Source organism: Montanilutibacter psychrotolerans (genome assembly GCF_003719825.1).
GTDB lineage: Bacteria > Pseudomonadota > Gammaproteobacteria > Xanthomonadales > Xanthomonadaceae > Montanilutibacter > Montanilutibacter psychrotolerans.
The window spans coordinates 72,784-97,619 of sequence record NZ_RIBS01000008.1; the positions used below are offsets into that span (position 1 = coordinate 72,784).

Consider the following 24,836-nt stretch of genomic DNA (forward strand, 5'->3'; position numbering starts at 1 on the left):
GTCAGACCTTCCTGCCACGGAAGAAGGCGATGGCGGCCAGCACGAGGAACACCACGAACAGGATCTTGGCGATACCCGCTGCGGCACCTGCGATGCCACCGAAGCCGAGGACGGCGGCGATGATCGCGACAACCAGGAATACGACGGCGTAGTGCAGCATGGCGACCTCCAGAGGGGCTCGTTGCCCCGTTTGCAGCATCGAGATTCGCCAGTGCGCGGTCATCAACTCGTGATGGCGACCGGTTCGTGATGGGCGCCCTTCAGCCTCATGAGGCCTTCGTGAAAGGACACCTGCGGCACGTAGCCGAAGTCGCGCCGCGCCGGTCCCATGTTGTACCAGTGCGTGGTCACCAGTTGCTCGGCGAGGAAGCGCGTCATCGGCGGTTCGCCCTTGAGCGGCAGGACATGCCACAGCCCTTCGCACAGCACGCCGGCCGCGTAGGCGACACGGAATGGAACGGTCTTGTCGACCTGCGGCGCGCCGACTGCCGCCAGCAGCCCGTTGAGCGTCTCGCGCATCGTCCTGGGCTCACCGTTGCTGATGAAGTACGCGCGCCCCGCGCAGGCCGCGCCCGGAGCGAGCGCGTCGAACGCATCCAGGTGCGCCCGGGCCGCGTTGTCGATGTAGGTGGTATCGACGAGGTTGCTGCCATCGCCGACCAGGCGCAGTCGCCCGGCGTTGGCGCGTTCGACCAGGCGCGGCAGCAGCTGGTTGTCGCCCACGCCCCAGATCAAGCGCGGGCGCAACGCGACGGTCGCAAGCGACGCGTCGTTGGCGGCCAGCACTGCCAGTTCGGCGATCTTCTTGGTGGTCGCGTACGGCGCCTTGAAGCCCTCGCCGTACGGCACGGTGTCGGCAGTGCCGCCCTCGACCGGGTGCGTGGCGCGATGGGTCACGCTGGGTGTCGAGGTGTAGACCAGCCTGGCGATACGGTGCTCGCGGCAGGCCGCCAGCACATTGTCGGTGCCCACCACGTTGGCTTGGTGGTAGCTGTCGTAGCTGCCCCACGCGCCGGCCTTGGCCGCGTTGTGGAACACCGCCTCGCACCCCTGTGCCGCCGCGACCACGGCGTCGCGCGAGGCGAGATCGCCCTGCACCTGGGTCACGCCGATCGCATCGAGCGCGGGGTAACGCCCGCGATTGAAGCTGACGACCTCGTGGCCGCGCGCGCGCAGACCGCGGCACAACGCCTGCCCGAGGAAACCACCACCACCGGTCACGAGGATCTTCATGGGTACCCGCTGTTCGTTTGCCGTTGTGCCATCGCCCGGCGACGACGATGCTGCCGCCGTCGTCCTGCTAGCCGGTTCCGCCGCCTAGGCCGATTCCGCGGCCCATGCCGCCAGTTTCTCGCGTCCGATCTTGGCATTGTGGCGAATGTCGACCGGGAACTTCGGATGGCGCAGGAAGCGTGCGATGCCGGCCGTGTGCGGATGCGCGGCGCCAATGGCGCGCAGCTCGCTCTCGATGCGCGGCCAGTGCCGGCCGTCCACGCCCTGGGCCAGCTCGACGCACAGTACCGCCTGCTGTTGTCCCATCGGCCCGATCCCGACCAACGCGGTGCGCCGCACCTGGTCGTGGACGTTGAACACCGGCTCGACCTGCTCGGTGTACAACGGACCGGACGCGCACTCGACCCGGTGCGATTTGCGGCCGCAGAACCAGAGCCGACCCTGGGCATCGAAGTAGCCCACGTCGCCCATGCGATGAACGATGCGCTCGCCGGCATCGACGTCGCCACGCGGTTCGCGGATCTTCGCCAGCCGCGTCATTGCGTCGCGATTGAAATAGCTGTCGGTGGTGGTCGGCCCCACGACGGTGATCTCGCCCACTTCGCCCGTGGGAACGCACAGCGCGTCCGACCACCGCTCGACGGCGTCGTCGCTGATGCGGATGATACGGACCTCGTTCGGTGCGACCGCGCGACCAACGCAGGTTCCCGCGCCGCTTTCCGTTGCCGCACGCGTGGCCTGCAGCTCGCGCCCCTCGATCACTGCCACAGGCAGGCACTCGGTGGCGCCGTACGGCGTCCAGAACTGCGCATCGGCAGGCAACAGTTCCCGCATCCGCGCCACCACGTCGGCCGGCACCGGAGCACCGGCCGATGTCACGCGCTTCACGCCCGGCAGCGGCTGCCCGTGACGCGCCAGCACCGCCATCAGCGCCGGCGAGCCGAACAGCTGGTCGACACCGAAGCGCGCGATCGCATCGTGCAACCTGCGCGGGTCGGCGAGCGCTGGCTTGGTCGCGTCCATGTCCGGGATGACCGAGGTCACGCCCAGTGCCGGATCGAACAGCGCGAACGGCGGGAAGGTTGGCAGGTCCACAGCGCCGGCGCCGATGCCGAATGCTTCGCCCAGCATGGCGATCTGCGCGACGAAGTGGCGATGCCGGTAGACCACGCCCTTGGGCACGCCGGTGGAGCCGCTGGTGAACAGGATCGCGGCGACGTCGTCGGGCCGCGTGTCGGCCAACTGTGCCGTCGCGCCGGCGCCGTCGCGCTCCACGCGCGCCAGCGTCGCGTCGGCCAGCAACGCGTGCCGGCCGGTGGTGATGCGCACGCGCGCCGATGACGCCCAACCCAGTACCACGCGAGCGAACTGCGCCAGGGGAATGCCGATGAAGGCCTCGGGCTGCGCTTCGTCGAGGCACTGCCGCAGCGCGCGGCGATCGATGCCGGGATCCACCAGCACCGGCACCGCGCCGGCCTTGAACAACGCGAACATCAGCAGGAAGAATTCCGGCGACGGCCGCACCATCACCACCGTGCGGGTGCCGCGCACGATGCCGCGACGCGCCAGGCCAGCGGCGATCGCGTCGCTGCGCGCGTCCAGTTCGCGGTAACTCAGCTCGACGTCGTAGCGCGCCAGGCCGTCGGCGCCACGCGAGCCGGGGCAGCGCATCGCGATGCGATCGGGTGCCTCACGTGCCAGGCGCGGCAACGACGCGGCGATGTTGCACACGCCCGAGTCCCCAGACGATTCCCGCACGGATTGCCCCGCCCCACGATCGCCGTCGGTCGCCTCGTCGGTCACGGCTGCGGCCCGTGTCCGGCAACCATCCTCCGCGCGACGCGCGGTGGCGACGCGATGGGAAGAACGCCGGTCACCACCGCCGCCACGTTCATTTCGCCAGCGCGTCTGCGTCGAGGAAGCGACGGATCGCCGGCACCAGCACGTCGGCCTTGTCTTCGAGCACGTAGTGGCCCGCGTCCTCGAACTGGTGCACCTGCGCCTGCGGCAATGCGCTGGTGAATCCCGCGAGGAAGTGGTGGTCGAACACGAAGTCCTTGAGACCCCAGCCGATGAACGCCGGGCGATCGGCGTACGACGGCAACTTCGCCGCCATCGCCTGCACCAGCGGCCACGCCGCATCGCCATCGCCCAGCGGGATGTCCTGCACGAAGCGCGAGGTCGAGATGCGGTTGGCCCAGCTGTCGTACGGCGCGAGGAAGGCGCGGCGGACGGCGCGCGGCATCGGTTGCACCACGCCCATGCTGGCAGCGCCGCCGGCGAAGGCGTTGAAGCCGCGGATCAGGCCGGTGCCGATCGCCGAATCGCGCCCGAGCTTGAGGCGCTTGGGCAGCGACTTGGCCGCCGGCAGCGGGAACGCGCCGGTGTTGAGCACCACCAGGCGCTGGATCTGGTCGGAATGCCGCAGCCCCCAACCGAAGCCGATCGCCCCACCCCAGTCGTGCACGGCCAGGGTGACCGGGCCGGTGATGCCCAGGTGCGACAGCAGCGCCTCGACATCGTCGACGCGCGACTGCAGCGTGTAGCGATAGCGGTCTTCGCCGGGCTTATCGGACAGGCCCATGCCCACGTGGTCGGGCACGATGCAGCGATAGCGGTCGCGCAGGCCCAGCACCAGCTTGCGCCACAGATAGCTCCACGACGGATTGCCGTGCAGCATCACCACGGTTCCGTCGTGGTCGACGCCTTCGTCCAGGTAGCTCATCCCGATGCCGGGACGCACCTCGAAACGCTGCGCGGTGAAGGGATAGTCGGGGAAGGTCCGGGCTTGCTGGGGGCTCAGGCTCATCGATAACGGTTCATGCGCCCCGGCCCGGCGCGGTGCGCGGGCCTGGCGGGCTGGGCCGGCATTATCCGTCGTGGGCCGGGCCATGAACACTTCGGCGTGCGCCGGGCCGTCCGGCAAGGCCTAGGCCAGGGCCGGGTACTTCGCCCACAGGGCGTCGAACTGGCCGCCGAAGCAGCGCACCAGGTAGGCGTCCTGGCTGACCACCAGGTTCTCGTCGTTGCTGGTGGTGGCGCTGCGGGTCCAGTTGAAGGAGCCGTTGGCCAGCGCGTTTCGGTCGAACAGGGCGAACTTGTGGTGCATGTGGAACGCGCTGACGTCCAGTCGCACCGCGACGCCCTGGGCGGCCAGCATCGCGATGTCGCTGCCGGTATCGCCGCGCTTGTCGTTGTCGCTGATCACCCGCACCGCGACGCCGCGTCGGTGGGCGGCGAGGATCTCCTCGCTGAGCCGATCGTCGGAGATAGTGTAGACGCAGATGTCCAGGCTGCGCTTGGCGCCGCGGCACATCTCGCGCAACTTGCGCAGGCAGCTTTCGCCGGGCGAGAAGTAGGCGCTGCTGGAGGCAGCGGCCACCGCAGCGGACAGGTCGAGGGTCTTGACCACCTGTTCGAGCCAACGCAATGCATCCAGCATCCGCGCCGGCTCGGCGATCATCAGCTCGCGCGCCATCGCGAACGCGCGGTTGCGCAGGTAACGGATGTGCTCGGCGTCGATCCGTCCGCCGAGTTCGCGCAGCTCGAACTTCTCGTCGTTGTCGAGCTGCAGGTCGGCAACGCTGCTGCGCAGCGCTTCGTCGAGTTGCTGGAAATCCATGCCGTCTCCGGTGGGTAGCGCTCAGCGCCGTGTACGTTCGTGCAGGCGCGCGGCGATCTCGGACAGTGCCAGATGAAGGCGCATCTGCTCCTCGGTGGACACCCCCGGGGCCGCCGGCGCGACGCTGGCGGTGGTACCGGCCGGCTGCTGCTTGAGCTGGGCGAGCGCCTCGACCAGCGATTGCTGCATCCGCTCCTGCTGTGCCTGGCGATCCTGCAGGCCGGCGACCAGCGGTGCGAACGCGGCCTGCAACGCGGCGGCGAGGTCCACCGCGCCCAGTTGCGGCTCCCGGGCGTCGGTTGGCGCCTGCGGCGCCACGACCGGGCGCGCCTGCGCCGTCGCCACGCCTTCGAGCAACTCGACGATGCGCGGCCACGGCGCCGCTTCGGCCTTCGGCGCCGGCTCGCCAACCGTGGCATCGAGCGCGCGCACGCCCTCGACCAGGTCGGCCAGCTGCGCCACCACGCGCCCGCCGACGTCATCTTCGCTGCCGCCCATCGCCTTGTTGCGCAGGAAATCGCGCTTGATCTGGGCCCAGCGTTCGGCCTGGGCAGGGTCGAGTACGCCACGCAGCTCGGCCAGCTTGAGCAGGTTCTCCTCGGCGCCCGTGGTCAGCAGTTGCGCCTCGCCCAGATAGTGATCGCCGATCAGTTGCTGCAACTCGGCCTCGTTCATCACCGGCGAAATTTTCTCGGCCAGCTTGTTCATGTTGCGATAGCTGCCCTGCAACCGGAACGGCGGTTCGACGCGGTACTTGTCGGCCTGCGCCGCGCTGGCGATGTACTGCTGGTTGACCCGGTAGACGACGTCGCGCACCTGCATCAACCGCTGAAGGGTCGCGACGATCTCGTTGATCTCCGCGCCGCTGTACGCATGGCTCAGGTCGTTGGCGGAGAACTCCCGGCCGCGGGCCTTCTCGACCAGGCGATAGAGGTCGCCAAGATCGCGCGTGGCCAACGGTGCCAGCACCGGATTGCTGGTCAGGCAGTTCTCGACATAGCTCAGCGTGAAGGCATCCTCCATGCCGCCCAGCACGTCGCCGAGGTTGTAGATGTCGGCGCGGTTGGCCAGCATGTCCGGGATCTTGAAGACCTCGCCCGACTCGGTGTACGGGTTGCCGGCCATCACCACGCAGAACTTCTTCCCGCGCATGTCGTAGGTGCGCGTTCGCCCCTTCCACACGCCTTCGATGCGGCGCGTGCCGTCGCACAGCGAGATGAACTTCTGCAGGAATTCGGGGTGCGTGTGCTGGATGTCATCGACATACAGCATCACGTTGTTGCCCATCTCCAGGGCGAGGTTGAGCTTTTCCAGTTCCTGTCGCGCGGTGGCGTCGGGCGCCTGCACCGGGTCGAGCGACCGCACCTCGTGGCCCAACGCAGGGCCGTTGATCTTCATGAAGATCAACCCGAGCCGATGCGCCACGTACTCCATCAGCGTGGTCTTTCCGTAGCCCGGTGGCGAGATCATCATCAGCAGGCCCATCAGGTCGCTGCGCTTGGCCTCTCCGACCGTGCCGATCTGCTTGGCGAGGTTGTCGCCGATCACCGGCAAGTAAATGTCGTTGATCAGCTTGTTGCGCACGAACGAGCTCAACGGCCGCGGCTTGAACTCCTCCAGCCGCAGCGAGTCACGATGCCGAGCCAGCACCTCGTGACGCAGCGTCTGGTAACGCTGGAAGCCGGGAACGAACACCTCGCGGTGCTGCTGCAGGCGCGCACTGAACTCGTCCACGCCCAGCGCCAGGCGACCGCCGTCGATGCGGGCATGCTGGCCCAGCAGGCCTTCCACGACGACGCGAAGATCGACCTCGGTGACCCGGCGCGCGATGCCCTCGTCGATCAGCCACAGCGCAACGGCTTCGTCGAGGTAGTCCGAGAGCGCGGCGTGTTCGGGCTCGCTGCACAGCGCCTGCAACCAATGGCGGGCGAGGCTCCAGCGCGCGCCGAGGCGGCCGTCCAGCTGCGCGAGCGTGCGCTGCACGCCATCCCACAGATGCGCCGCGGCCAGCCGTTGCTGCAGCGCGCCGAGCAACCGCTGTGCGTATTTGCTGAAGACGAACTGCGGGTGGTCGGCCGACAGTTCGAGCACCAGGTAGGCCGCCGCGCGCGCCGCCAGCGGCGCCGCGACCGGCAGCGCCTGTGCGTCGACCACGCCCTGGATCGCGCTGGCGACCTCTCCCTGCAGGGCCTGCAACGCATCGCGCCGACCGAACATCCGCTCGATGGCGCTGGCGCTGCGTGCCCGTTCTGGCCACTGCGAGGGCAGGTCCTGTGTGCGCAACGTGGACCATGCCAGCACCGCCAGCGCACGCGCGTCAGCGGCGTGGACCAACGCACCTGCGCTGTCCAGCAACGGCAGCAGCGAGCGCAGGATCAGCGCGGCGTCGTGGTCGTGGATGCCCTTCTCGTAGCCCTCGCGGTACCGCGGCGCGGCGAAGTCGCGCAACGTGCGTTCGAGCTGTTCGGGCTGCAGCAGCTGTTGGCGCAGCAGATCCGGCGTCAGCCCGTCAGTGCGATCGCGCGCAGCGTCCAGCACCCGCCCCGCCAGGTACTCGGCGCGATACAGGGTCGCCGACTCCGAATCGAGCGCGACCTGCCAGTAATCCCGCAGCGCCTGCAGGCCGTCGTCGTGCAGCGGCTCGAGGTAGTCGGTGCCGGTCAGCTGCAGGTTCAGGCCATCGCCGCGCGCGAGCACGGTGATGTCGAGTTCCTGCGTGTTGACGCTGAAGCGATGGCGCGGGCCCAGCTTGATGACGTCGCCGCCCGCCTCGAACAGCTCGCTGCGATCGCGCAGCGCGCGCACCGCCTGGTCGCGCGCGCCCTTGAGGCGCGCCTCGACGTCATCGGCCTTGACGTTGTCGCGCAGCGTGCGCAGTCGGGTGGCCAGCTCGCGCAGCTTGAGGATCAGCGCGTCCCCGGCGAAGAACGCATTGAGCTCGGCCGGGTCGGCCAGGCGCGCGGTGCGCCTGCCCAGGCCGTCGAGGATGCGCGTGGCCGCGTCCATGACCGCCTGCGCCTTGCGCTGGCGGTCGTCGAGCAGGGACTGCTTGTGGGTCTCGAAGGTTTCCAGCAGCTCTTCGCGCTTGGCGAGGATGTCGCCAAGGAACTGCTCGTGTTCGCCGAACTGGCTTTCCAGTTCTTCCAGTTGCACCAGCAACCGCGACATCTGCTCGTCGCAGCGCTCGGGATCGGTGGACAGCGCCAGTGCGCTGGTGATGCCCTGGCCGAACAGCGTGAACTGCGCGCCGAACTGGGCGATCGCCTCGCTCGATCCGAGCTGCTTGCGGCGCTGATCGGCGCGCGCCTTGGCCTGGTTGAGCCGCGCGTACACCTGCGAGATCGACTCGACGATGCGCGTGCGTTGCGTGGCGTCGTCGACCTTCAGCGTGGCCATCAGCGCCGACAGCATGTCCAGGTCGGCCGACATCGATTGCATCTGCGCCAGTGTCCTGGCGAGCTCAGCCGCGCTGACCGCCTGTTGCGCCTGCGTGTCGAGTAGCTGGAGGCGCTCGAGCAGCGGCGCGAGCGCCTTGTCGCTGGCCAGGAACCCGCCCGTGGCGGCGCCGGTGGCCTCGTGCGCGGAAAGCAGCTGCGCTTCCATCGCATCGATGGTGGCAACGTCGATGTAGCGGTACTCGCGGATCGTCAGCAGGTGCCCGCGCAGCGCCGACAAACCGTTGAGGGCGTCGACGAACTCCTGCACCTGCTGCCAGTTGTCCGGCAGCAGTGTGGCCAGCAACGCCGCCTGCCGGGCCTGCGCGTCGCGCAGCGCCTGCGCGGACTGGTCGCGGATGCCCTGCACCTTCTCGAACTCGTCGAGCACGGCCTCGCTGGTGGCGGCGATGTCGTGCAACAGCTTGCCGGTGTCGCCGCAGTTCGGGTCGGCGATCCAGTGGTGCAGGTCGAACAGGCGCCGGGTGTTCTGGCCGAGCTGCGCATAGCGCTGCACCGAGACGTCCGGGCTGTCGATCTCGCGGCACAGGCTCAGCACGTCCGACAGCCCACGAACCAGCTCGGCGTTGCCGATCTTGCCCATGAACCCGGTGCCGCGGGGCTGGTGCGCCGCGTGGTCCTCGCTGCAGAACGGCGTCTGCCAGACCTGCATCGGATGCACGCGCGTTGGCTCCACGCCTTCGGCGCTGAAGATCACCATGCGGCCGTCGTCCAGGCGCGCCCAGCCGTGCCCGAAGATCGGCGTCTGCAGGCGACGCTCGATCATGTTGTAGGTGAACAGCGCCGAGCGTCCCTCGACGGGTTCGTAGAAGACGTACAGCACGTCCTCGCCGTTGGGCGAGCGGATCGCACGCTGGAACGCCATGCCGTGCATGGACTGCTCGAACGCCTTGTTCTCTCCGCTGGGCAGGTAGTAGCCGCCCGGGAAGATGATGCCGTGGTCCTCGGGCAGCTGGATGCACGCCAGCCCGATCGCATCGATGCGCTGCACCGAGCGCGTGAGCGTGTTGAACACCAGGTAGCGCCACGTCGACTCGCGGTACGGCAGCACTTTCAGCAGCACCAGGCTGCCGATGGCCGCGAACTCCACGTGCGCGTCGTCGAGCGACTGCGTCTTGTCGTCCACCGGCTCGCGGTAGACGCCCAGACCGTCCTTGGTGTTGTCCTCGATCTTGATCGTCAGATCGCCGGCAAACGTCTCGACGAACAGCTTGTCGAGGATGTTGAGATGCGGATGCCGACCGTGCACCACCATCTCGCGCGTCGCGCGGGTCCACTCGAAGTCGAACGGCGCCGGCGGCACGATATCGCGTTCACCGCGATTGTCGATGTAGGCGACCTCGCCACTGGTGGCGACCGACCAGCGGAACACGCGGACGTCGTCGATGCGCTCGCCAATCTGGAAGGCGGCCAGCAGCTTGCCGTCGCGCACCGCCAGCTGCACCAGCCGGGTGCTCTTGTAGTACGCGTAGAGCTCGTTGAAGTCGCGCACGAATGCGGCATCGCCGAGGAAGCTGCTCGCCGGATCGACCGCTTCGGCATCGTAGCCGTCGGCGCCCTCGATCAGCCGATGCAGTGAGAACACGTCCTCGACACGGGTGTCCTTGCGCAGCCCGATGAACACGTTGTAGCCGAACAGCAGGCAATCGCCGACCTGGACGATGTCGCGCGCGACGCAGTTGTTCTCGGTGCGGATGCGCAGCCGCCCGACCACTTCCATCGCACTGCTGCCGAACTGCTGCAGGCGTTGCTGGTTGAGCCCTTCGGCCACGCCGCGCAGGCGCTGACCCTGGTCCGCCAGTCGCTTGTGCAGCACCTCGTAGGCGCCGCCCTGGGCCACGGCCTGGTCGATCTGCGCGGTGTCGGGCCCGGTCGATCCGGTCGGCCCGGCCGACGGCGACGAAGACGGGGCGGTCGACGAGGCGCTCTGCGAAGTGTTCTGCGACATCAGGTGTCCATCCTGCACGGTTCGGATCCGCGACCGGGGCCGCGGGTACTGACTGTTGCGTGGCGTACCGGTCGCGCAGCCCCTGCGCAGGACGCAGGGGGCGCGGACGATTCACTCAGCCGCCCAGCGATGTCTCGCTGCTCTTCTCGGCAACGTCGAGCGGCTTGCCGATAGCGGCCTTGCCATCCCCGCTCTTGGCCAGCAGGCGCTGCAGGACGTCCTGCACGATCGGGCTCTTGCCGGCCACGCCCTCGATCGCCTTGCCCACCGAGAGCGCCTTGGCGAACGAATCGAAGAACGCACCTTCGCCGCCGACGATATCGATGTTGGCCTTGCTGAGCGCCGCGGCGAGCACGTCGGACTGCTCCTTCGCGATTTCCTTGTTGGCCTCGATGCCGGCCATCGCCTGCTCGAAGCTCTTTTCCAGCTGCATGCGGAACTCTTCGTGCTGGCGTGCGTCGTCGCTGAGCGCGTCGAGCGCGTTGAACTTCTGCGCCAGGCCCTCGGCTTCCGACTTGAACTTCTGCAGCAGCACGTCGGCCTCGGACATGCCCAGGTCGCGGGTCGCCTTGGCCTTCGCGCTGCCCAGCGACTCTTCGCCGCGCGCCTGCGCGAACAGGTTCTCTTCCAGCACCTTGGCGTCGGACAAGCCCTGCTTCTGCTTGGCGTCGGCATGCGCCTCGATCACGCGCGCCTGCGCCAGGCCCTTCTCCTGCTCGCCGCGCGCCTCGGCAACGAGTTGCTCGGCAGTGACCTTGGCGTTGACCAGGCCTTCCTTCTCGGCCGCGGCCGCGGTGACCTCACGCACGCGTGCATCGGCAAGACCGGGCGCCGCGCGTTCGGCCTCGATGCCTTCGGCGAGCTTCTTCTTGGCCTCGGCCTGCTTGCCGGCCGCTTCGAGCTCGGCCTGCGCCAGCACCGTCACCTCGACCGCCTTGTGCTTGGACGCCACCTCGTCGGCCTCGGCCTGCTTCACCTGGCGGACCAGCTCCTGCTCGGCCTCGGCCTGCGCGTTGAGGATGGTGACCTGCTTGGAGCGGTCGGCCTCGGACACCTCACGCACTTCCTTGATGCGCTCTTCTTCCTGGGCAACGGTCTTCTCGACCGCAACGCGCTCGCGGATCACGTTCGCGATTTCCTTGCGCTGCACTTCCAGCGCCTTTTCCTTGTCGATCTTCTGCAGCTCGACCTCGCGCTCGCGCGACACCACTTCCAGGTCCTTGGCGCGGGTCACCTTCTCGACTTCGATGACCACCGCACGCTGGCGGTTCTGCTGGGCCACCTCGACTTCGCGCTGGTGGTTTTCGGCACGGATGTCGAGCTGCTCCTGCACCTGGATGCGGGCCTGCTCGGCCTTGAGCCGCTCTTCTTCCTGCACCTTGGCGGTTTCGGCCTGCTCGCGCGCCTGGATGGTCAGGATCTCGCGCTTCTGGCGCGCCTCGGCGTCAGCCTGCTGGCGCTCAAGCGCCAGCATCGCTTCGCGCGCTTCGACGTTCTTCTTGGTGATCGCCAGCTTCTCGTTCTGTTCGAGTTCGTTGGTGATGACGTTCTGCGCGGCGGTCAGCTCGGTGATCTTGCGAATGCCTTCGGCGTCGAGGATGTTGCTCGGATCGAGCGAGCTCTTCGGGGTCTGTTCGAGGTAGTCGATCGCGACGTCCTCGAGCACGTAGCCGTTGAGGTCGTTTCCGATCACTTCGATGATCTGGTCGCGGAACTGCTGGCGGTTCTCGAACAGCTTCACGAACTCGATCTGCTTGCCGACGGTCTTCAGCGCCTCGGAGAACTTGGCGTTGAACAACTCGTTGACGGCGTCGCGGTCGGACGCGCGATCGACACCGATCGCCTTGGCCACGCGCAGCACGTCGGCCTGGGTCTCGTTGACGCGCAGGTAGAACGCCACGGTGATGTCGGCGCGCATGTTGTCGCGACAGATCAGCCCGTCCTTGCCGCGGCGATCGACCTCCAGCGTCAGCAGGGAGATCTTCATGAACTCCTTCTTGTAGATCACCGGGTACACCATCGCGCCGGTGAAATGCACTTTCGGGGTCGCCGACAGGTCGTTGACGATCAGCGCGGTGCCCTGCGGAACCTTGACGTAGAAGGTCTTGAACAGCCCGAACATGCCCAGGATCAGGAGGAACAGGACACCGGTTCCGATCAGGAACGGCATGACTTGCGCAGCATTCATGGGTGCATCTCCGTAGGACGGGAACTTTGGAAGAACGGGCTCACAGGCCCTGGAATTCGTCTTCGCCGATCACGCGATAGGCGTTCTCGGTGGCGAGGTATTCGATGAGTACGACGCGGTCGCCGCGTTGGAACGCCTGTTGCCCGTGGCTGCGCACCTGCAGGGTCAGGGCCGCGCCACCGTCGTCGAACGCTGCGTAGCCGCGCACCGGCGACACGTCGGGACTGCGCACCACGCCGACCTGGCCGAGGATCGAACGCGCCGATGCCGGGCGCAGACGCTCGAAGACCTTGCGGAAGGGCCGCAGCACGAACGAGGTCGCAAACAGCCCGGCGAGCGCGGACAGCAGCATCACCACCACGCCCAGCACCCACCGGAGCCACTCGAACGGCAGGTGGCGCAGCAGCAGGTAGTCGGTGAAGTAGCTCGCCAGCCACGCGAAGAACACCAGCACGGTGAGGATCAGCGACAGCGGAATCCCGCCGAGGCGGAACTTCATCAGCAGGCCGGCGACGCCTTCGATGTCCAGGCTGTCGCCATCGGGCACTTGCGCCGCGTCGAGCGCGTCGATCTCGACGATGCCCAGCGCGGCCATCAGCCAGTAGCCCGCCGCGACCGTCAGCACAACGCTGAACAGCACGGTGGGAAACGCCAGAACAATCTGTAGGAATACGTCCATCTCGGCCTCCCCGCCGGTAGTCCCTCATCCGGCGCCAGGTGGCGCAACGGAGTTCTTGCGAGGCCGATGACGCAGGGCGCGCGGCCCGCTGCCGGGCCGCACATCGCTGCGCTTGGCCACCGGCGCGGACGCGCTCGGTGGACGGTCAGCGACGCGCCACGCGGCGGCCGAATCGGCCTCAGCCGGCGGCCTTTTCCTTGAGTCGCGCCAGCACCGATTCCGCGCTGGCCGCGTCGGCGATGATGCCGGCCTCGCGCAGCTTGGTGTCGAGCGCGTCCTGGCCTTCTTCCTTGGCCAGCTCGGCCGCGGCTTCCATGCGCGCACCGCGCTCGGCCTGCTTGTGCTTGATGCGTTCAAGCGAATCGACCGCGGTCTGCAGCCTGGTCTGCGAGCCGCTGTAGCGGTGCGCGACGGTGGCCTGCGCACGTTGCACGCTTTCGGTGGCCTTGACCGTGTCGACCTGCTGCTTGAGCCGGCGGATGTTGCCTTCCGCCTGGGCGATGGCGCGACGCAGGTCGGCCACGCTCGCGGCGAACTGTTCAACCTGCTGCCGGTCGGTGTCGCGGCTGGTCTCGAGCACCGCGATCTTTGCGGCGACTTCACGGGCGAGGTTCTCGTCGTTGGAACCCAGCGCCTTCATCGCGTAGGCCTCGTATTCGGCGATCTTCTCGTGCGACTTGGCCAGACGGCCCTCGGCGAGCTTGTGCTTGGCCATGATCTCGGCCAGCGCTTCCTTGGAGCGGCGCAGCTCGGTATCGGAGTCGCGGATTTCCTGGTCGAGGATGCGCAGCGCCTGGCCGTCGACCAGCGTTTCGCCGACTTCGTTCGCGCCGCCACGCAGTGCGGTCAACAGCTTGCTCCAGATGTTCATGCTCTCGTCTCCTGGCTCGGGCCTGGGTTATGCCGCTTCACGCAGCTGCGACTCGAACGCCTCGGTGGCGCTGATCACGTTGTCGGCAAGCGTGTCGATCTCGAACAGCACGTCCGACAGGCTCGATCCGGCGCTGAGCGCGCCGAACATGATGTAGACCGCTTCGCCATCGATGTTCTCGATGCCAATCGTCGACAGCGGGAACATCTTGTGGGTGCGCAGGACCTGCTCGTTGAACCCGGCGGGGTCGCGCACCTGCGAGACCGGCCACAGCAACGCCTCGACCACGATCTGTTCGCCCACCACGGCCATGAACAGGGGCAGGTCGCCGTAGTCGTGCATCACCAGGTGCAGGCTGGGCTCGGCCCCGTCGAGCAACTCGACGCGCGCCGCACCGCTTTGGAACTGCTCGATCGCCGACATCGCCTCGTACAGGGCGGTCGCCGTCCAAATCTTGGGGTCGCTCATTCCTTTCTCCCTCTGGATGGGCGCCAGGCCACGCGGCTGGCGCATGCGCTTCTCGACAGCCAGGAGCTCATCGGTGAACTCCGGCAGGATCCACAACTCCTTTTTCACCAGCCCCTTGTCGCGCAACCGCTCGCGGTGGCGTCGCTGGTAGTAGGCGGAAGATTTTCGTTCCATGTAAGACACCATATTCATCACATGTGACGTCGTCAACGGTTACACATGTGATGCCGACGAGCGGTAAGACGTCCGGCTGGCAGGCCCCATCGCACCGGCAGCGGCAGTCAGTCCTCAAACGAAAAAGCCCGGCGGATCGCTCCGCCGGGCTTCGGTTCACTGCGTGGTTGCGCGCTCAGTACTCGCTACGCAGCACCGCCTTGGTGATCGCAGTACGTGCGTGCACGCTGACATACACGTAGCCGGCCGCCGGGTTGGTCAGGACCACCTGCTCGATCTTGTTGTTGGTGGCCGAGCGGTGCGTGAACGACGCGGGGCTGGCCCACCCGGTGGTGCTGACGTACAGGTCCGGGTTGCCGCCGCCACTGGCGCCGGTCAGGCCCAAGGACAGCCGCTTCACGCCGGCCGGCACCTGGATGTAGAAGTACAGGGTCTGCCCGGCCGCGGCCGACAACCCACTGCGCATGCAGTTGCGACCCAGCACCCGGACGTCGGAGGCGGGGCAGGCAAGCGTTCTTACGACCGTGATCGCGCGAACCTGGGTGTGGCTTGCGCCGTGGTCGTCGGTGACCGTCAGCTTCGCCTGGTAGGTGCCGGGGCTGCTGTAGGTCTTCAGGACGTCCTTGAGCGTGCTGGAGGTGCCGTCACCGAAATCCCAGACCTGGCTGGCGACGCGGCCATTGGCATCGGTTGCGGTGCTGCGGAACAACACCTGCGTGCCGCTGGTCACCGCGGTGAAGCTGGCAACCGGCGGCGTGTTGCCACAGGTGGTCGATTGCGGGTCGGCGGCGCACGGCAACCAGCCAGCGAAGGCCTGGTCGTAGCGCGTGCCGATGCCGGCCATGAAGGTGCCGTAGCCGGTGTAGTTGCCGGGGCGGAAGTAGCCGAGGATCGAATCGACATCGCCGTGGCGCTTCTCGAACATGTAACGCACCGCCAGGTAGCCCCACTGGTAGACCCGGGTGGAGCCGCTGGCGTAGTCGTTGCCGTGGATCTGGCTGAGCTTGTAGGCGCCGGTCGCCGCCTGCTCGCGGGCGCGGACGTAGTCCTCCTTGCGGTACGAGTACGACAGGTATTCGGCCAGGCCCTCGACCCACCACACGGTCTTCTGCGACATCGCGGCCTGGAAGTCGCCAAACATGTCGAAGCGTCCATCGAGGTAGTGCACGTACTCGTGGGTCAGGTTCCAGATCTCGAACTTGGGCAGCAGCCATTCGGCCTGGTAGGCGATGAAGCGCGCCTGGTTGCCGGGGCGGGACGGGTTGCCTTCGAGGTACATGCCGCCGTTGTTGGTGTCGATGCCGTACAGCGCGCCGGCGTAGGTGCCGTAGTCGTCGCTGCTGCGGAACACCACCATCTCCAGGGCGCTGTTGTTGTCGTTGGCGACCGGGCGCTTGGCCGTGGCCAGCTGCTGGTGGAAGTAGGCCTCCTGCCCGGCGACCGTGGCGCAGCTCTGTGCAAGCTCGGCCGCGGTCAAGGCCTGCGCGCGGATGCGCAGGGTGCTGCTGCACTGGTGGCGCACGGGCAGCACGGCCGCGTCGATGCGCGCGGTGTAATCGCACAGCTGGTAGTAGCTGCAGTTGGCCTTGTCGTGGAAGTCGACCATCTCGCCCACGCCCATCCACAGCTTGGCCGTGTTGCCGGTGATCTGGCTGCGGTCCAGCATCGACTTGGCCAGCGGTCGCACTTTCGTCCGCAGCGCACCGTCGTACTGCAGGAACCGCCCCATCTCGCGACCGGCGTTGGCGACGAGGTAGTCCTGCTCGCCGCCAAGCTGCGCGAAGTGACGCGTGACGAAGCGATTCAGCGTGTCGACGATGGCACTGTTGGCCTGCACGGCCGCGCGGAACGCATCGTTGTCATGGCCGCGGAACAGCACCGTGTAGGCGTTGTTCACCGCCGCCTTCATCCAGTAGTGCGCGTTGTAGCTGGTGTTGTAGCCATCGAGCAGGCGCGACACGGTCGACAGGTAGCGCGCGTTCTCGCCCGAGCTGTCGATCAGGGTCACGACCTCGGCCAGCACTTCACCGTGCACGTTGTCGATGCGCCCGAAGTTGGCGTTGCCGATGTACGCGTCGAGTGCACCCCGCACGGCCGACGTCAGGGCGCTGCCGTAGTTGCCGACGGCGTCGTCGTAGAACTGCACGTAGTAGCCGGCGCGCATGAACAGCACCAGTTGCAACGTCGACCCCGCGTTGGTGCCGTCGTACGACAGCGACGCCGTGCGCAGTCCGTTGGCGACGGTGACCATCTTCGCTTCGTTGAAGGTGCGCTGTGCGGCCGCACCCTTCAGGCCAAACAGCTCGTTGATGCAGCCGGTTTCGGACGTCTTGATGGCCGTCACCAGTGCCGCACCCGACAACGCACCGAAGCGGTTCACGTCGCAGGCGGCAGCGGCCGTGAGCGCGGACCGGCCATTGCTGGTTCGCACCGACGGGCGACTCAGCAGGTTGGCGCGCTGCGCGGACGTGTCGGTGCCGGTGCGCAGCCAGTGGCCTTCCGAGGGCTGCAACGGAATCCGCAGGTTTGGCGGCAGCGGCCGCTGCTGCACGTGATCACCAAACACCTGGCGTTCGGTGCTGGGCGTGATGCCCGCGACCAGGCGCCCGGCGGCGTTCGTCCTTGCGGCAATCAGCTGCGATGCCGCGGCCGTGGTACCAGCCTGCACGGACGGGGCCACACCGCGCGTTTCGGTACGCCCCGACGTCGCGGCATAGCTGAGAAACACCGCAGCCGCGGCGGCCGTACCGGCCAACCAGGCCGGCACGGATCTTCTGGAAATCTGCATACGCACTACGCTCTCCTTGCTGGTCACCCGGCCGGCTGGCGTTTCGCGCGCACAGCCCAGGCGGACGGCGCAGCCATCGGCCGGCCGCCCGACCAATGTCGGGATCGGAATGGATTGGAACTTCGGTGGCGTGACCACGCTCGGCGCCGGACGGCGTCGACGGTCACGGGAAGCAGCGAAAACGACGTGTAGCGATCGGGCCCCTCCTCGACCCCGGAAGACGCAGCCCGCATCGCGACGGACGCGCATCCTGCCCAGGCGTCGGCAGACGGCCGCACAAACCTGTAACGCAAATCGTATACGTTATTTTTCGTTCAGCCGTGACCCAAGGCACGTTCCAGCACGCTGGCACAGCCGTTCGTCAGGCATGGGCGGATGCACCGATGACCCGGCGTCGCGGGATATGCTTCAGACGCTGCCCCCGCATCACTGCACGCGGAACCCGCGCGCGCTTTCGGAGACCCCCCTATCCCATGAGCATCGTAAGCAGGACGCTGTCGGACCAGGCCTTTGATGTCGTCCGCGAACGCATCCTTACCGGCGCGATCCCGCCCCTGGCCCCCATCCGTCAGGAGGCCCTGGCCGAGGAACTCGGAATCAGCAAGATTCCGCTGCGCGAAGCATTGGGACGGCTTGAACAGCACGGCCTGATCGCCTCGCACCCCAACCGCGGCTTCCACGTCTCACCGCTGTCCAGGGCGGAGGCCGAAGAGGTGTTTGCGCTACGCGCCAAGATCGAGCCCGACGCCGCCGCACTGGCCAGTCGCAATGCCGACGAGGACGATCGCCTGACTGCGCGTGCCGCGCTGGCGGCCCTGGAAGAATGCTGCGCGCGCGCAGATCCAGCCGAGACCGCCATCCTCAACCGCGATTTCCACCTGTCGCTGGTCCGCCCGTGCCGACAGCGCCTGACCACGCAACTGGTCGAGCGCCTGCACGTGCTCTCGGAACGCTACGCACGCAAGCACCTCGAGCCCGAAGGCCGCGAGGACCGCGCGCTGCACGAGCACCGCGCCCTGCTCGACGCCTGGCTGCAGCGCGATATCCCGCTGCTCACGCAACTCACCGCCGGCCACATCCTCTCGGCGATCGAGGATCTGCGCGTCCAGTTGCACGGCGAAGAGCAGCGCCAGGCGGCCTCGGACGTCGCCGCGGGCGCGGGCACCTCGCGGCGCGGCGCGCGCAAGTAGACCGCCACGGCGCGAACGGCAGGGCTTGCCTACCGTCGCGCACGGCCACCGCCGCCGTGCAGGGTCATTCGAAGGGGTCGGGGATCGCCCGGCCCCGAAGCCCGGCGGCGACGACCGTGGGGCACGCCGCAACGCGGCAACGTCGTGGATTCGACAAATCCGTCGCGCGGCACCTCGTGCCGTCGCCGCGACACAAGGCCCGCCGTCGTTACGCGCCGATACCGTGCTGTGCACGCACCTGGGCGATCCGCGCGGCGACGGACGGGTCGATCTTGGTCTGCTCGGCCTGGATGAAGATGTTGTTGAGCACGCGCTTCTCGTCCTCGTCGATCGTCTCGTCGCGCGAGGCCAAGGCGATCAGCTTGTCGAACTCGGCGACATCCAGCAGGCCGTCATTGCCAAACACGTGAATGGCGGCCAGGGCGATTTCGAGGTGGCTTTTGGGCTGGCTCATTGCGTACTCCTTGGGTTGTTCGTAAGGGCGGACGCCGGATCATAGCCAAACTGCGAGGGTACCCACGCGGCATTCCGTGCACGACGACGAATGTGGGACGACCGCGATTCGCCGTACACGTCGTCATCGCGATCGTCGGGTATCCGTCGTGCGTCCAACGGGCAACCCAAGACTCGCGATGAGTGTGTTTGCCGACACCAGCCAATGCACTCAGTCGATCAGAACGCCTTGCACGTGGGAACGAAGCGCGGGTCGTCGGTGGGCAGCGGCCACTCGAGCGCGTCGCCTTCGCAACGTGCGGCAGCGGCAGCGCAGATCATTGGGATGGCGTTTTGCTTGTACGAAACGGCGCCCGGCGACGGAAACCCGTCGGTATCCGGATCGCCGAATGTCGTGGCTTGCACCAGCTGGCCGTCGGCCGCGAGGAATCGCGCCTCCAGGAAGCGCACAGCGACTGAGTGCTGGCCACACTCGACGTGCATGCGGACCCGAACGCTGCCGCCGGGCGCGAGGGCCATGCCTTCGGGCATGTCGACCTCCCTTGAGGGCGACTTCGTCCACGCCGCCCAGCCGCCTTCGTGGGGCACGAGTGAGTTGACATCGATCTCGTGCCAATCCCCCATGTCGGGCATGACGCGCCGCCAATCCGGGCCTGTCAGACCGTCTGCTGCATCGGCACAGCCCATTGCGCCCAGCAGCAGGGCCAGCACCGACGCCATCGTTCGGACGGAAGGGTTTCGGGAAATCAGGGGCATGGGTGCTCCGGAAGAGTGCGAGCCCAAGGCTCGCTATGAGCGAATTGGCCGAGACCTGCCAGCGCACTCAATCGGTCAGAACGCCTTGCATGTGGGAACGAACCGCGGGTCGTCGCGTGTGGGCAAAGGCCACTCGAGCGCGTCGCCTTCGCAGCGCGCGGCGGCGGCAGCGCAGATCATCGGAACCGTCGCCTGCCCGTACGAAATCCCGTTGATGGACGTGAGCGCTTCGACTCCGGGTTGCCCCGCCTTGGCAGCGTGGATGACCTCCCCGGACGGCGCGACGATCTTCAACTCAAGGGGGCGCACGTCGGCCGAATCGCTGCCGCAATCGGCATGCATCAGGATGTGAAGCTTGCTTTGCGGCGGCACGTCGATGCCTTTCGGAATGTCGCGCTCCCACACGGGCGACCTTGCCCAGCTCGTCCAGCCGCCTTCGTGGGCAACAAGTGAGTTGATATCGATCTCCTGCCCATCCCCCATGTCGGGCATGACACGTCGCCAATCCGGACCTGTCGGACCGTCCGTTGCATCGGCACAGCCCGTTGCACCCAGCAGCAGGGCCAGCACCGACGCCATCGTTCGGAGGGAAGCGTTTCGGGAAGTCAGGGACATGGGGTCTCCGGAAGTGTGCGAGCCCGGGGCTCACGATGAGTGCGTTGGCCCAGAACAGCCACCTGCTGGACTCGACGATGATGCTTCGACCGGCAACGTATGGACAGGCGACGAGCCGGTGGGTTCAACCGAGCTCCGCCGCCATGGACCAGCCCATCCAGACCATCCCGACGAAGGCGCCGCCATACAACAGTGTGGACAGCACGTGGGCGACGCGCCACCGGGCATTGACCTGGGGTAAGCGGCCTTCCATCGCGTCGCGTTCGAGCCCCGTCGGCGGCGTGATCGTGTAGGGGTTGTCGCCTTCCCATGTCATGGCCTCGGTCAGCTCCGGAGGCAGCGCCGGGCGCGGCGCGGTCCGCTCGATCCAGGCCATGGCGCGGTAGTACCAGTACTCCAGCATCGCCGAAAAGCCGAAGTAGAACGTGTGGAAGAACCCAGGCGGGAGTCGATGTTCCGCATCCACATAGCCTGTGTAGATATCCCGCTCGATACGCGCGTACAAGGAGGCGCGATCGCCCGGTAACGGTCGGTACGGGACCGCCGGCAGCTGCTTTTGGCTTCGGTCCATGTAGCGACGGATGAACTCCCACAACCCGCAACCTACTTCGTGGCTGCGGGCGGCTTCGGAGACGGGTATCTGCGCCAGGATGCGACGGCCGGCGGGTTCCATGTCGACCACGTGCAGGCGAAAACCCACGTAGCCACCCGCCTGGGTGGCCACGACGTTCATGTTGATCAACGCCACCGCGCGGTCGTAGTCGACGCTGACCCAACCGGACTTGCGATCCTTCCAGTAGTAGAAGCGACGCAGTCGCCGGCTCAGGATGACGGGCGCCATGGGCAGGCGCGCTGCGCGGTAGGCGATGAAGGCGCCCACCAGCGGAAGCAGCATCACGAAAGCGGACAGTCCGTACGCGACCAACGGGCCGACCTTCGGTGCCGCGTGCACCATCGACCACACCAATGGCGCGAGCATGAGCAGGCACATCAACCCGCCGCCGCCGCCCAGCACCCAGCCGAATCCGCGCCAGCTGTTGCGCTCGGTCTGCACGAACTCCAGGTACGCGGGATTGATGTCGCGTACCTGCCCCGCACCGTCGGGCTGATCGGTGGCGGGCTCGCCTCGCGAAGGCAACAGCAGGCAACTCGGCCCACTGGTGTCAGGGACGGAGCGAAACGGGAGAACCAGACTCATCGGTTACTTCTTCGGCGGATACTCGAACACGGTTGCCAGGTTGGGAAGGTTGACCACATCGGGCCAGTAGCTGCCGCGCAGTTCCATGGCGTCGGCGTACTGGGCATCGGGATTGGATTCGGTGCCAACGATCCATTCGATCACGTTCTCGGCCCAGGTCTCGTCCTGCATCGTGGAGAAGTAGCCCTCCAGCTCCATCACGCCGGACTTCGCGTCGACCTTGAGCTCTGGGTCCTTGCGCATGCCCGTGAACTTCTTGGTGATGTCCGAACGCGATGGCTTGGGCTTGCCGTCTTCGCAGACGATGCCTCCGGCCGGGATGCGTTGTCCCTTGTAGATGGCAGTGAACTCCAGCTCCAGTCGGCTGCCCTTGGCGTAGCGCGGGAGTGCGATGTGGTAGCTGAAGTGCAGGCTGTAGCCGTGGCTGTCACTCATCTTGCCGAAGCGCCCTTGGCCCACCAGGGTCACCTTCTGCAGGCCATAGATTTCCTCTTCCAGAACCGCAAACAATGAGACGGTCTTGCTTTTTGTCACGTAGTACGGACTGTTGACGGCCGTCTTGCCGGTCCGGTGCGCACCCTTGCCGAAGATGCCGTTGTCGAGCCAGTACTCGACGGGCAACATGTTCTCGTCGTCGGTCCCGAATGCTTGCCAGGCGCAGTACAACGCCAGGCCCAGGAAGCCGATGATCAGCAGCGCCCAACCCACGGGACCCAGGCTTGCACCAATGCCCAGGACCGCACCGGTCGATGCACCATAGGCCGCCGCACTGCCCAGCACGAGCGCTACGCCAGAGCCCATCGTCCACAGCCCGGAATCGACGTCACCACCCTGGGCCTTGCCAAAGCCTTTGGCGATGCCGTAGACACCTTCGATCACACCGGCGGCCAAGCCGAGGCGAGCCGACCAGCGTTGCATGAGTTGCCTGGAAGCCACCTGCGCGCCACGCAGCGACTGCACGGCCAGGCACATGTCCATCCCCGCACCCAGGCCCGCCAGCGCCGAAACGGTAATGCCCACGCGCATGTCCCGCAGGTCGCCGGCGTCCCGCAGGCCCTCGTCCTTCTTGAAGTAGTCGGTCACCGCACCGACCATGGCGTTGACCTGGAAGAACAGCGCGCCCGAGCTCAGTCCCACTTCGGCCTTCTTGCCGATAATGCTCATGTGGTTGCGCTGGAACGGGTTGTCGTTGGCGCCAGCGCGCGAAGCGAGATCCAGGTTCTCCAGCCCCATCCTGCGGACGACTTTTGGATCGAGCTGCCCGCCCGATTCGAGCTTGTTGGCCACCCAGGCAACGGTTTCCGCGGCTTCCGCCCGGCTGTTGGGCAGGTCCAGGACGATCGCGCCGTCGAGGCCTTGCGACAGCCCCCAGCCCTTGCCACCCAGGTTGCCCTGGGTGGCCAGATAGGGCCCTCGGCCGGCATTGGGCACGGTGCGTATCGGCGCGCTCCCGCCGATACGTGGCGCGCCGGTGGCGATCTCCATGATCTTTCCGGCGATTCGGTTCCAGGTGCCCTTGACCACCACCGGGCGCATGACGACGTCATCGCGCGTGAGCAACGACAACGCCACCTTGCGGATCAGCTTCTTGTAAGCCTTGGGATTGTCGCGACGCAGATCGAACAGGATGCCCGCGCTGGATTCGACCAGGGTGGCCATTGCCTCGTTCGCCGCGCGCTGGGCGCGGATCGAGGCACGGAAGACGTTGACCTGCGTGATGGCCTTACCGGTCAGCAAGTCGGACAGCTGGGTGGCTTCCTTGACCGTGTCGTACGCCTCGTCCTGGTCGCCGGGATTGCCGGCCAGGTACTCGAGGAATGGCCTGTGGTCGCCCGTGAGCGCACGTGCCAGCCAGTTGTCCGGATCGGTGGGCTCCATGTCCAGGGCCGGGTACCAGACCAGGTCACGCTCGAGCTTCGTCCGCCCGGAGCCGGCCACGGAACTGGCGATCATGTCGCATCGGTCCAATGCGGAGCGGTGGTCGGTATCGTCGAAGTCGCTGCGCTGCACCCGCTTCCACTGCGCGGATTCCTTCACCGAGCAGTAATCGGCACTGACCTTCTTGACGTACTCGAGCAGGGAGGTGAACTGCTTCGATTCCTGCCGGGTGGCCTGCCAGTCGGCCTGGTTGATGTGCCGCAGGTAGCGGTCGGGACCGTAGTTTTTATCCCACCACGGCCCCGGGTTCGCCTCGGCGTTGGCGCGGATGCCTTCGATGATGTCGGCGATGACGCGCTTGCGCGTGCGCACCGGGTCGCCCATGCCCGACACCGCGGCGGCATCGGCGGAAATCCGGTTGCGGTAGCCGTTGAGCTGGCGGGTGACGCCGACGATGTCGTCGAGCAGCACGATCGCCCCGACCTTGGCCTCGGTGTTCTTGGAGGCGGTGGCCATCGCCGTGGCCAGCACCGTGCCGTTGGCCAGGGTCATCAGCGGCATGGTTGCGCTGGCGCCGCGATCGTGGAGCGGCTCGACCTGCGACTTGTTGATCTTGGTGCGCGTGGCCGGCGACGAGTAGTCGGCGACGTAGTTGCCGATCGACGCCGTCATCTTCATGCCGTGCGGAACCGGGCTTCCCTCATAGCCGCCCAGCTTGCCTGCGGCCGCAGACACCACGTCCAGGCGCGTCATGCGGCTGTCGCGAAGGCCGTCGACGTTGTCGGCGTAGGCCTTCATCACCTTGGGCGTCCAGCGGTAGCGGCTGAAGGCCATCCAGACTTCCTTCGTGCGCTTGGGATCGAGCACGAAGAACTGCAGCGCGACGTTGTTGTGCTCCGAGCGGCTGCACGCGCCGGGCTTGTCCATCGGCCCGATGCCATCGGGCGACTCGGGCATGCCCGACGACGGCATGGCCTGCAGCAGGCCGGAGCTGTCGACGAGGTAGGCGTCCCAGGTCTTGTCGGGCTTGAGCACGTACAGGTAGCCCGCGCGCAGCGCGCGCATGAAGTACCAGTGCTCGGTGAGGTCCTTGGTGGTCAGACCATTGCTGAGCGCCTTCAGTTCAGTGGAGACGGTGAGGTCTTCCAGCGGAAACACGGCGGGCAACGATTCCGTCTTCGAGAACGCGCCGGAAATGACCGGCAAGATGGCCAGTCCTTCCTTCACGCAATTCGGGCACGGCGCGCCGGACTTCTTCGCTGTGGTGTTGGCTGCTGCGCCGCGCTTTGCCGCGGCAATGCCCGTGTCGGCCATGACTAT

Annotated in this window: 17 protein-coding genes; 1 reads left to right on the forward strand and 16 read right to left on the reverse strand. The window is 67.1% G+C overall.

What is annotated here, in order from left to right; all coding sequences use genetic code 11:
- Position 1: 1 nt before the first annotated feature.
- The 11 genes from EER27_RS14580 to EER27_RS14630 all read right to left on the reverse strand — a co-directional run bounded on the left by EER27_RS14580 (position 2) and on the right by EER27_RS14630 (position 17,426).
- On the reverse strand, positions 2–160 hold the full coding sequence (locus EER27_RS14580) for a DUF1328 domain-containing protein (RefSeq protein WP_123088868.1): 159 nt from the start codon (positions 158–160) through the stop codon (positions 2–4).
- A 62-nt stretch (positions 161–222) separates the two neighbouring features.
- The gene (gene oleD, locus EER27_RS14585) at positions 223–1,233 is read right to left on the reverse strand and encodes a 2-alkyl-3-oxoalkanoate reductase (RefSeq protein ID WP_123088869.1); all 1,011 of its coding nucleotides are present in this window, start codon (positions 1,231–1,233) and stop codon (positions 223–225) included.
- An 84-nt stretch (positions 1,234–1,317) separates the two neighbouring features.
- Positions 1,318–2,964: an olefin beta-lactone synthetase gene (gene oleC / locus EER27_RS14590; RefSeq protein WP_123088870.1), complete on the reverse strand. Its 1,647-nt coding sequence runs from the start codon at positions 2,962–2,964 to the stop codon at positions 1,318–1,320.
- A gap of 160 nt (positions 2,965–3,124) precedes the next feature.
- On the reverse strand, positions 3,125–4,042 hold the full coding sequence (locus EER27_RS14595) for an alpha/beta fold hydrolase (protein ID WP_123088871.1): 918 nt from the start codon (positions 4,040–4,042) through the stop codon (positions 3,125–3,127).
- Between the two features lie 120 nt (positions 4,043–4,162).
- Positions 4,163–4,855 carry a phospholipase D-like domain-containing protein gene (locus EER27_RS14600; RefSeq protein WP_123088872.1) on the reverse strand — a complete coding sequence of 231 codons (693 nt, stop codon included), beginning with the start codon at positions 4,853–4,855 and terminating at the stop codon, positions 4,163–4,165.
- Positions 4,856–4,876: 21 nt separating this feature from the next.
- Positions 4,877–10,258, reverse strand: a complete 5,382-nt coding sequence (locus EER27_RS14605; RefSeq protein ID WP_123088873.1) for a DNA repair ATPase — start codon at positions 10,256–10,258, stop codon at positions 4,877–4,879.
- A gap of 115 nt (positions 10,259–10,373) precedes the next feature.
- Positions 10,374–12,446, reverse strand: a complete 2,073-nt coding sequence (locus EER27_RS14610; RefSeq protein WP_123088874.1) for a flotillin family protein — start codon at positions 12,444–12,446, stop codon at positions 10,374–10,376.
- A 40-nt stretch (positions 12,447–12,486) separates the two neighbouring features.
- Positions 12,487–13,125 (reverse strand): hypothetical protein, encoded by a 639-nt coding sequence (locus EER27_RS14615; protein ID WP_123088875.1) that lies wholly within the window; start codon positions 13,123–13,125, stop codon positions 12,487–12,489.
- Between the two features lie 178 nt (positions 13,126–13,303).
- Positions 13,304–13,996 (reverse strand): PspA/IM30 family protein, encoded by a 693-nt coding sequence (locus EER27_RS14620; RefSeq protein WP_123088876.1) that lies wholly within the window; start codon positions 13,994–13,996, stop codon positions 13,304–13,306.
- A 27-nt stretch (positions 13,997–14,023) separates the two neighbouring features.
- On the reverse strand, positions 14,024–14,638 hold the full coding sequence (bacA, locus tag EER27_RS14625) for a biofilm formation regulator BacA (RefSeq protein ID WP_123088877.1): 615 nt from the start codon (positions 14,636–14,638) through the stop codon (positions 14,024–14,026).
- A gap of 175 nt (positions 14,639–14,813) precedes the next feature.
- Complete coding sequence (locus EER27_RS14630; protein ID WP_123088878.1) at positions 14,814–17,426, reverse strand: collagenase; 2,613 nt, start codon at positions 17,424–17,426, stop codon at positions 14,814–14,816.
- A 473-nt stretch (positions 17,427–17,899) separates the two neighbouring features.
- Here EER27_RS14630 and EER27_RS14635 point away from each other — a divergent pair, with 473 nt between their 5' ends.
- Entirely contained in the window at positions 17,900–18,616 is a 717-nt protein-coding gene (locus tag EER27_RS14635) for a GntR family transcriptional regulator (RefSeq protein ID WP_123088879.1), read from the forward strand.
- A 208-nt stretch (positions 18,617–18,824) separates the two neighbouring features.
- Here EER27_RS14635 and EER27_RS14640 read toward each other — a convergent pair whose 3' ends face one another.
- From EER27_RS14640 to EER27_RS14660, 5 genes are all read right to left on the reverse strand, one after another.
- On the reverse strand, positions 18,825–19,070 hold the full coding sequence (locus tag EER27_RS14640; RefSeq protein ID WP_123088880.1) for a hypothetical protein: 246 nt from the start codon (positions 19,068–19,070) through the stop codon (positions 18,825–18,827).
- 218 nt (positions 19,071–19,288) lie between these two features.
- Complete coding sequence (locus EER27_RS14645) at positions 19,289–19,825, reverse strand: hypothetical protein (protein ID WP_148041042.1); 537 nt, start codon at positions 19,823–19,825, stop codon at positions 19,289–19,291.
- A gap of 75 nt (positions 19,826–19,900) precedes the next feature.
- The gene (locus tag EER27_RS14650) at positions 19,901–20,440 is read right to left on the reverse strand and encodes a hypothetical protein (protein WP_148041043.1); all 540 of its coding nucleotides are present in this window, start codon (positions 20,438–20,440) and stop codon (positions 19,901–19,903) included.
- 124 nt (positions 20,441–20,564) lie between these two features.
- On the reverse strand, positions 20,565–21,638 hold the full coding sequence (locus EER27_RS14655; RefSeq protein WP_148041044.1) for a hypothetical protein: 1,074 nt from the start codon (positions 21,636–21,638) through the stop codon (positions 20,565–20,567).
- Positions 21,639–21,641: 3 nt separating this feature from the next.
- Positions 21,642–24,830: a toxin VasX gene (locus tag EER27_RS14660; protein ID WP_123088884.1), complete on the reverse strand. Its 3,189-nt coding sequence runs from the start codon at positions 24,828–24,830 to the stop codon at positions 21,642–21,644.
- Positions 24,831–24,836 lie beyond the last annotated feature (6 nt).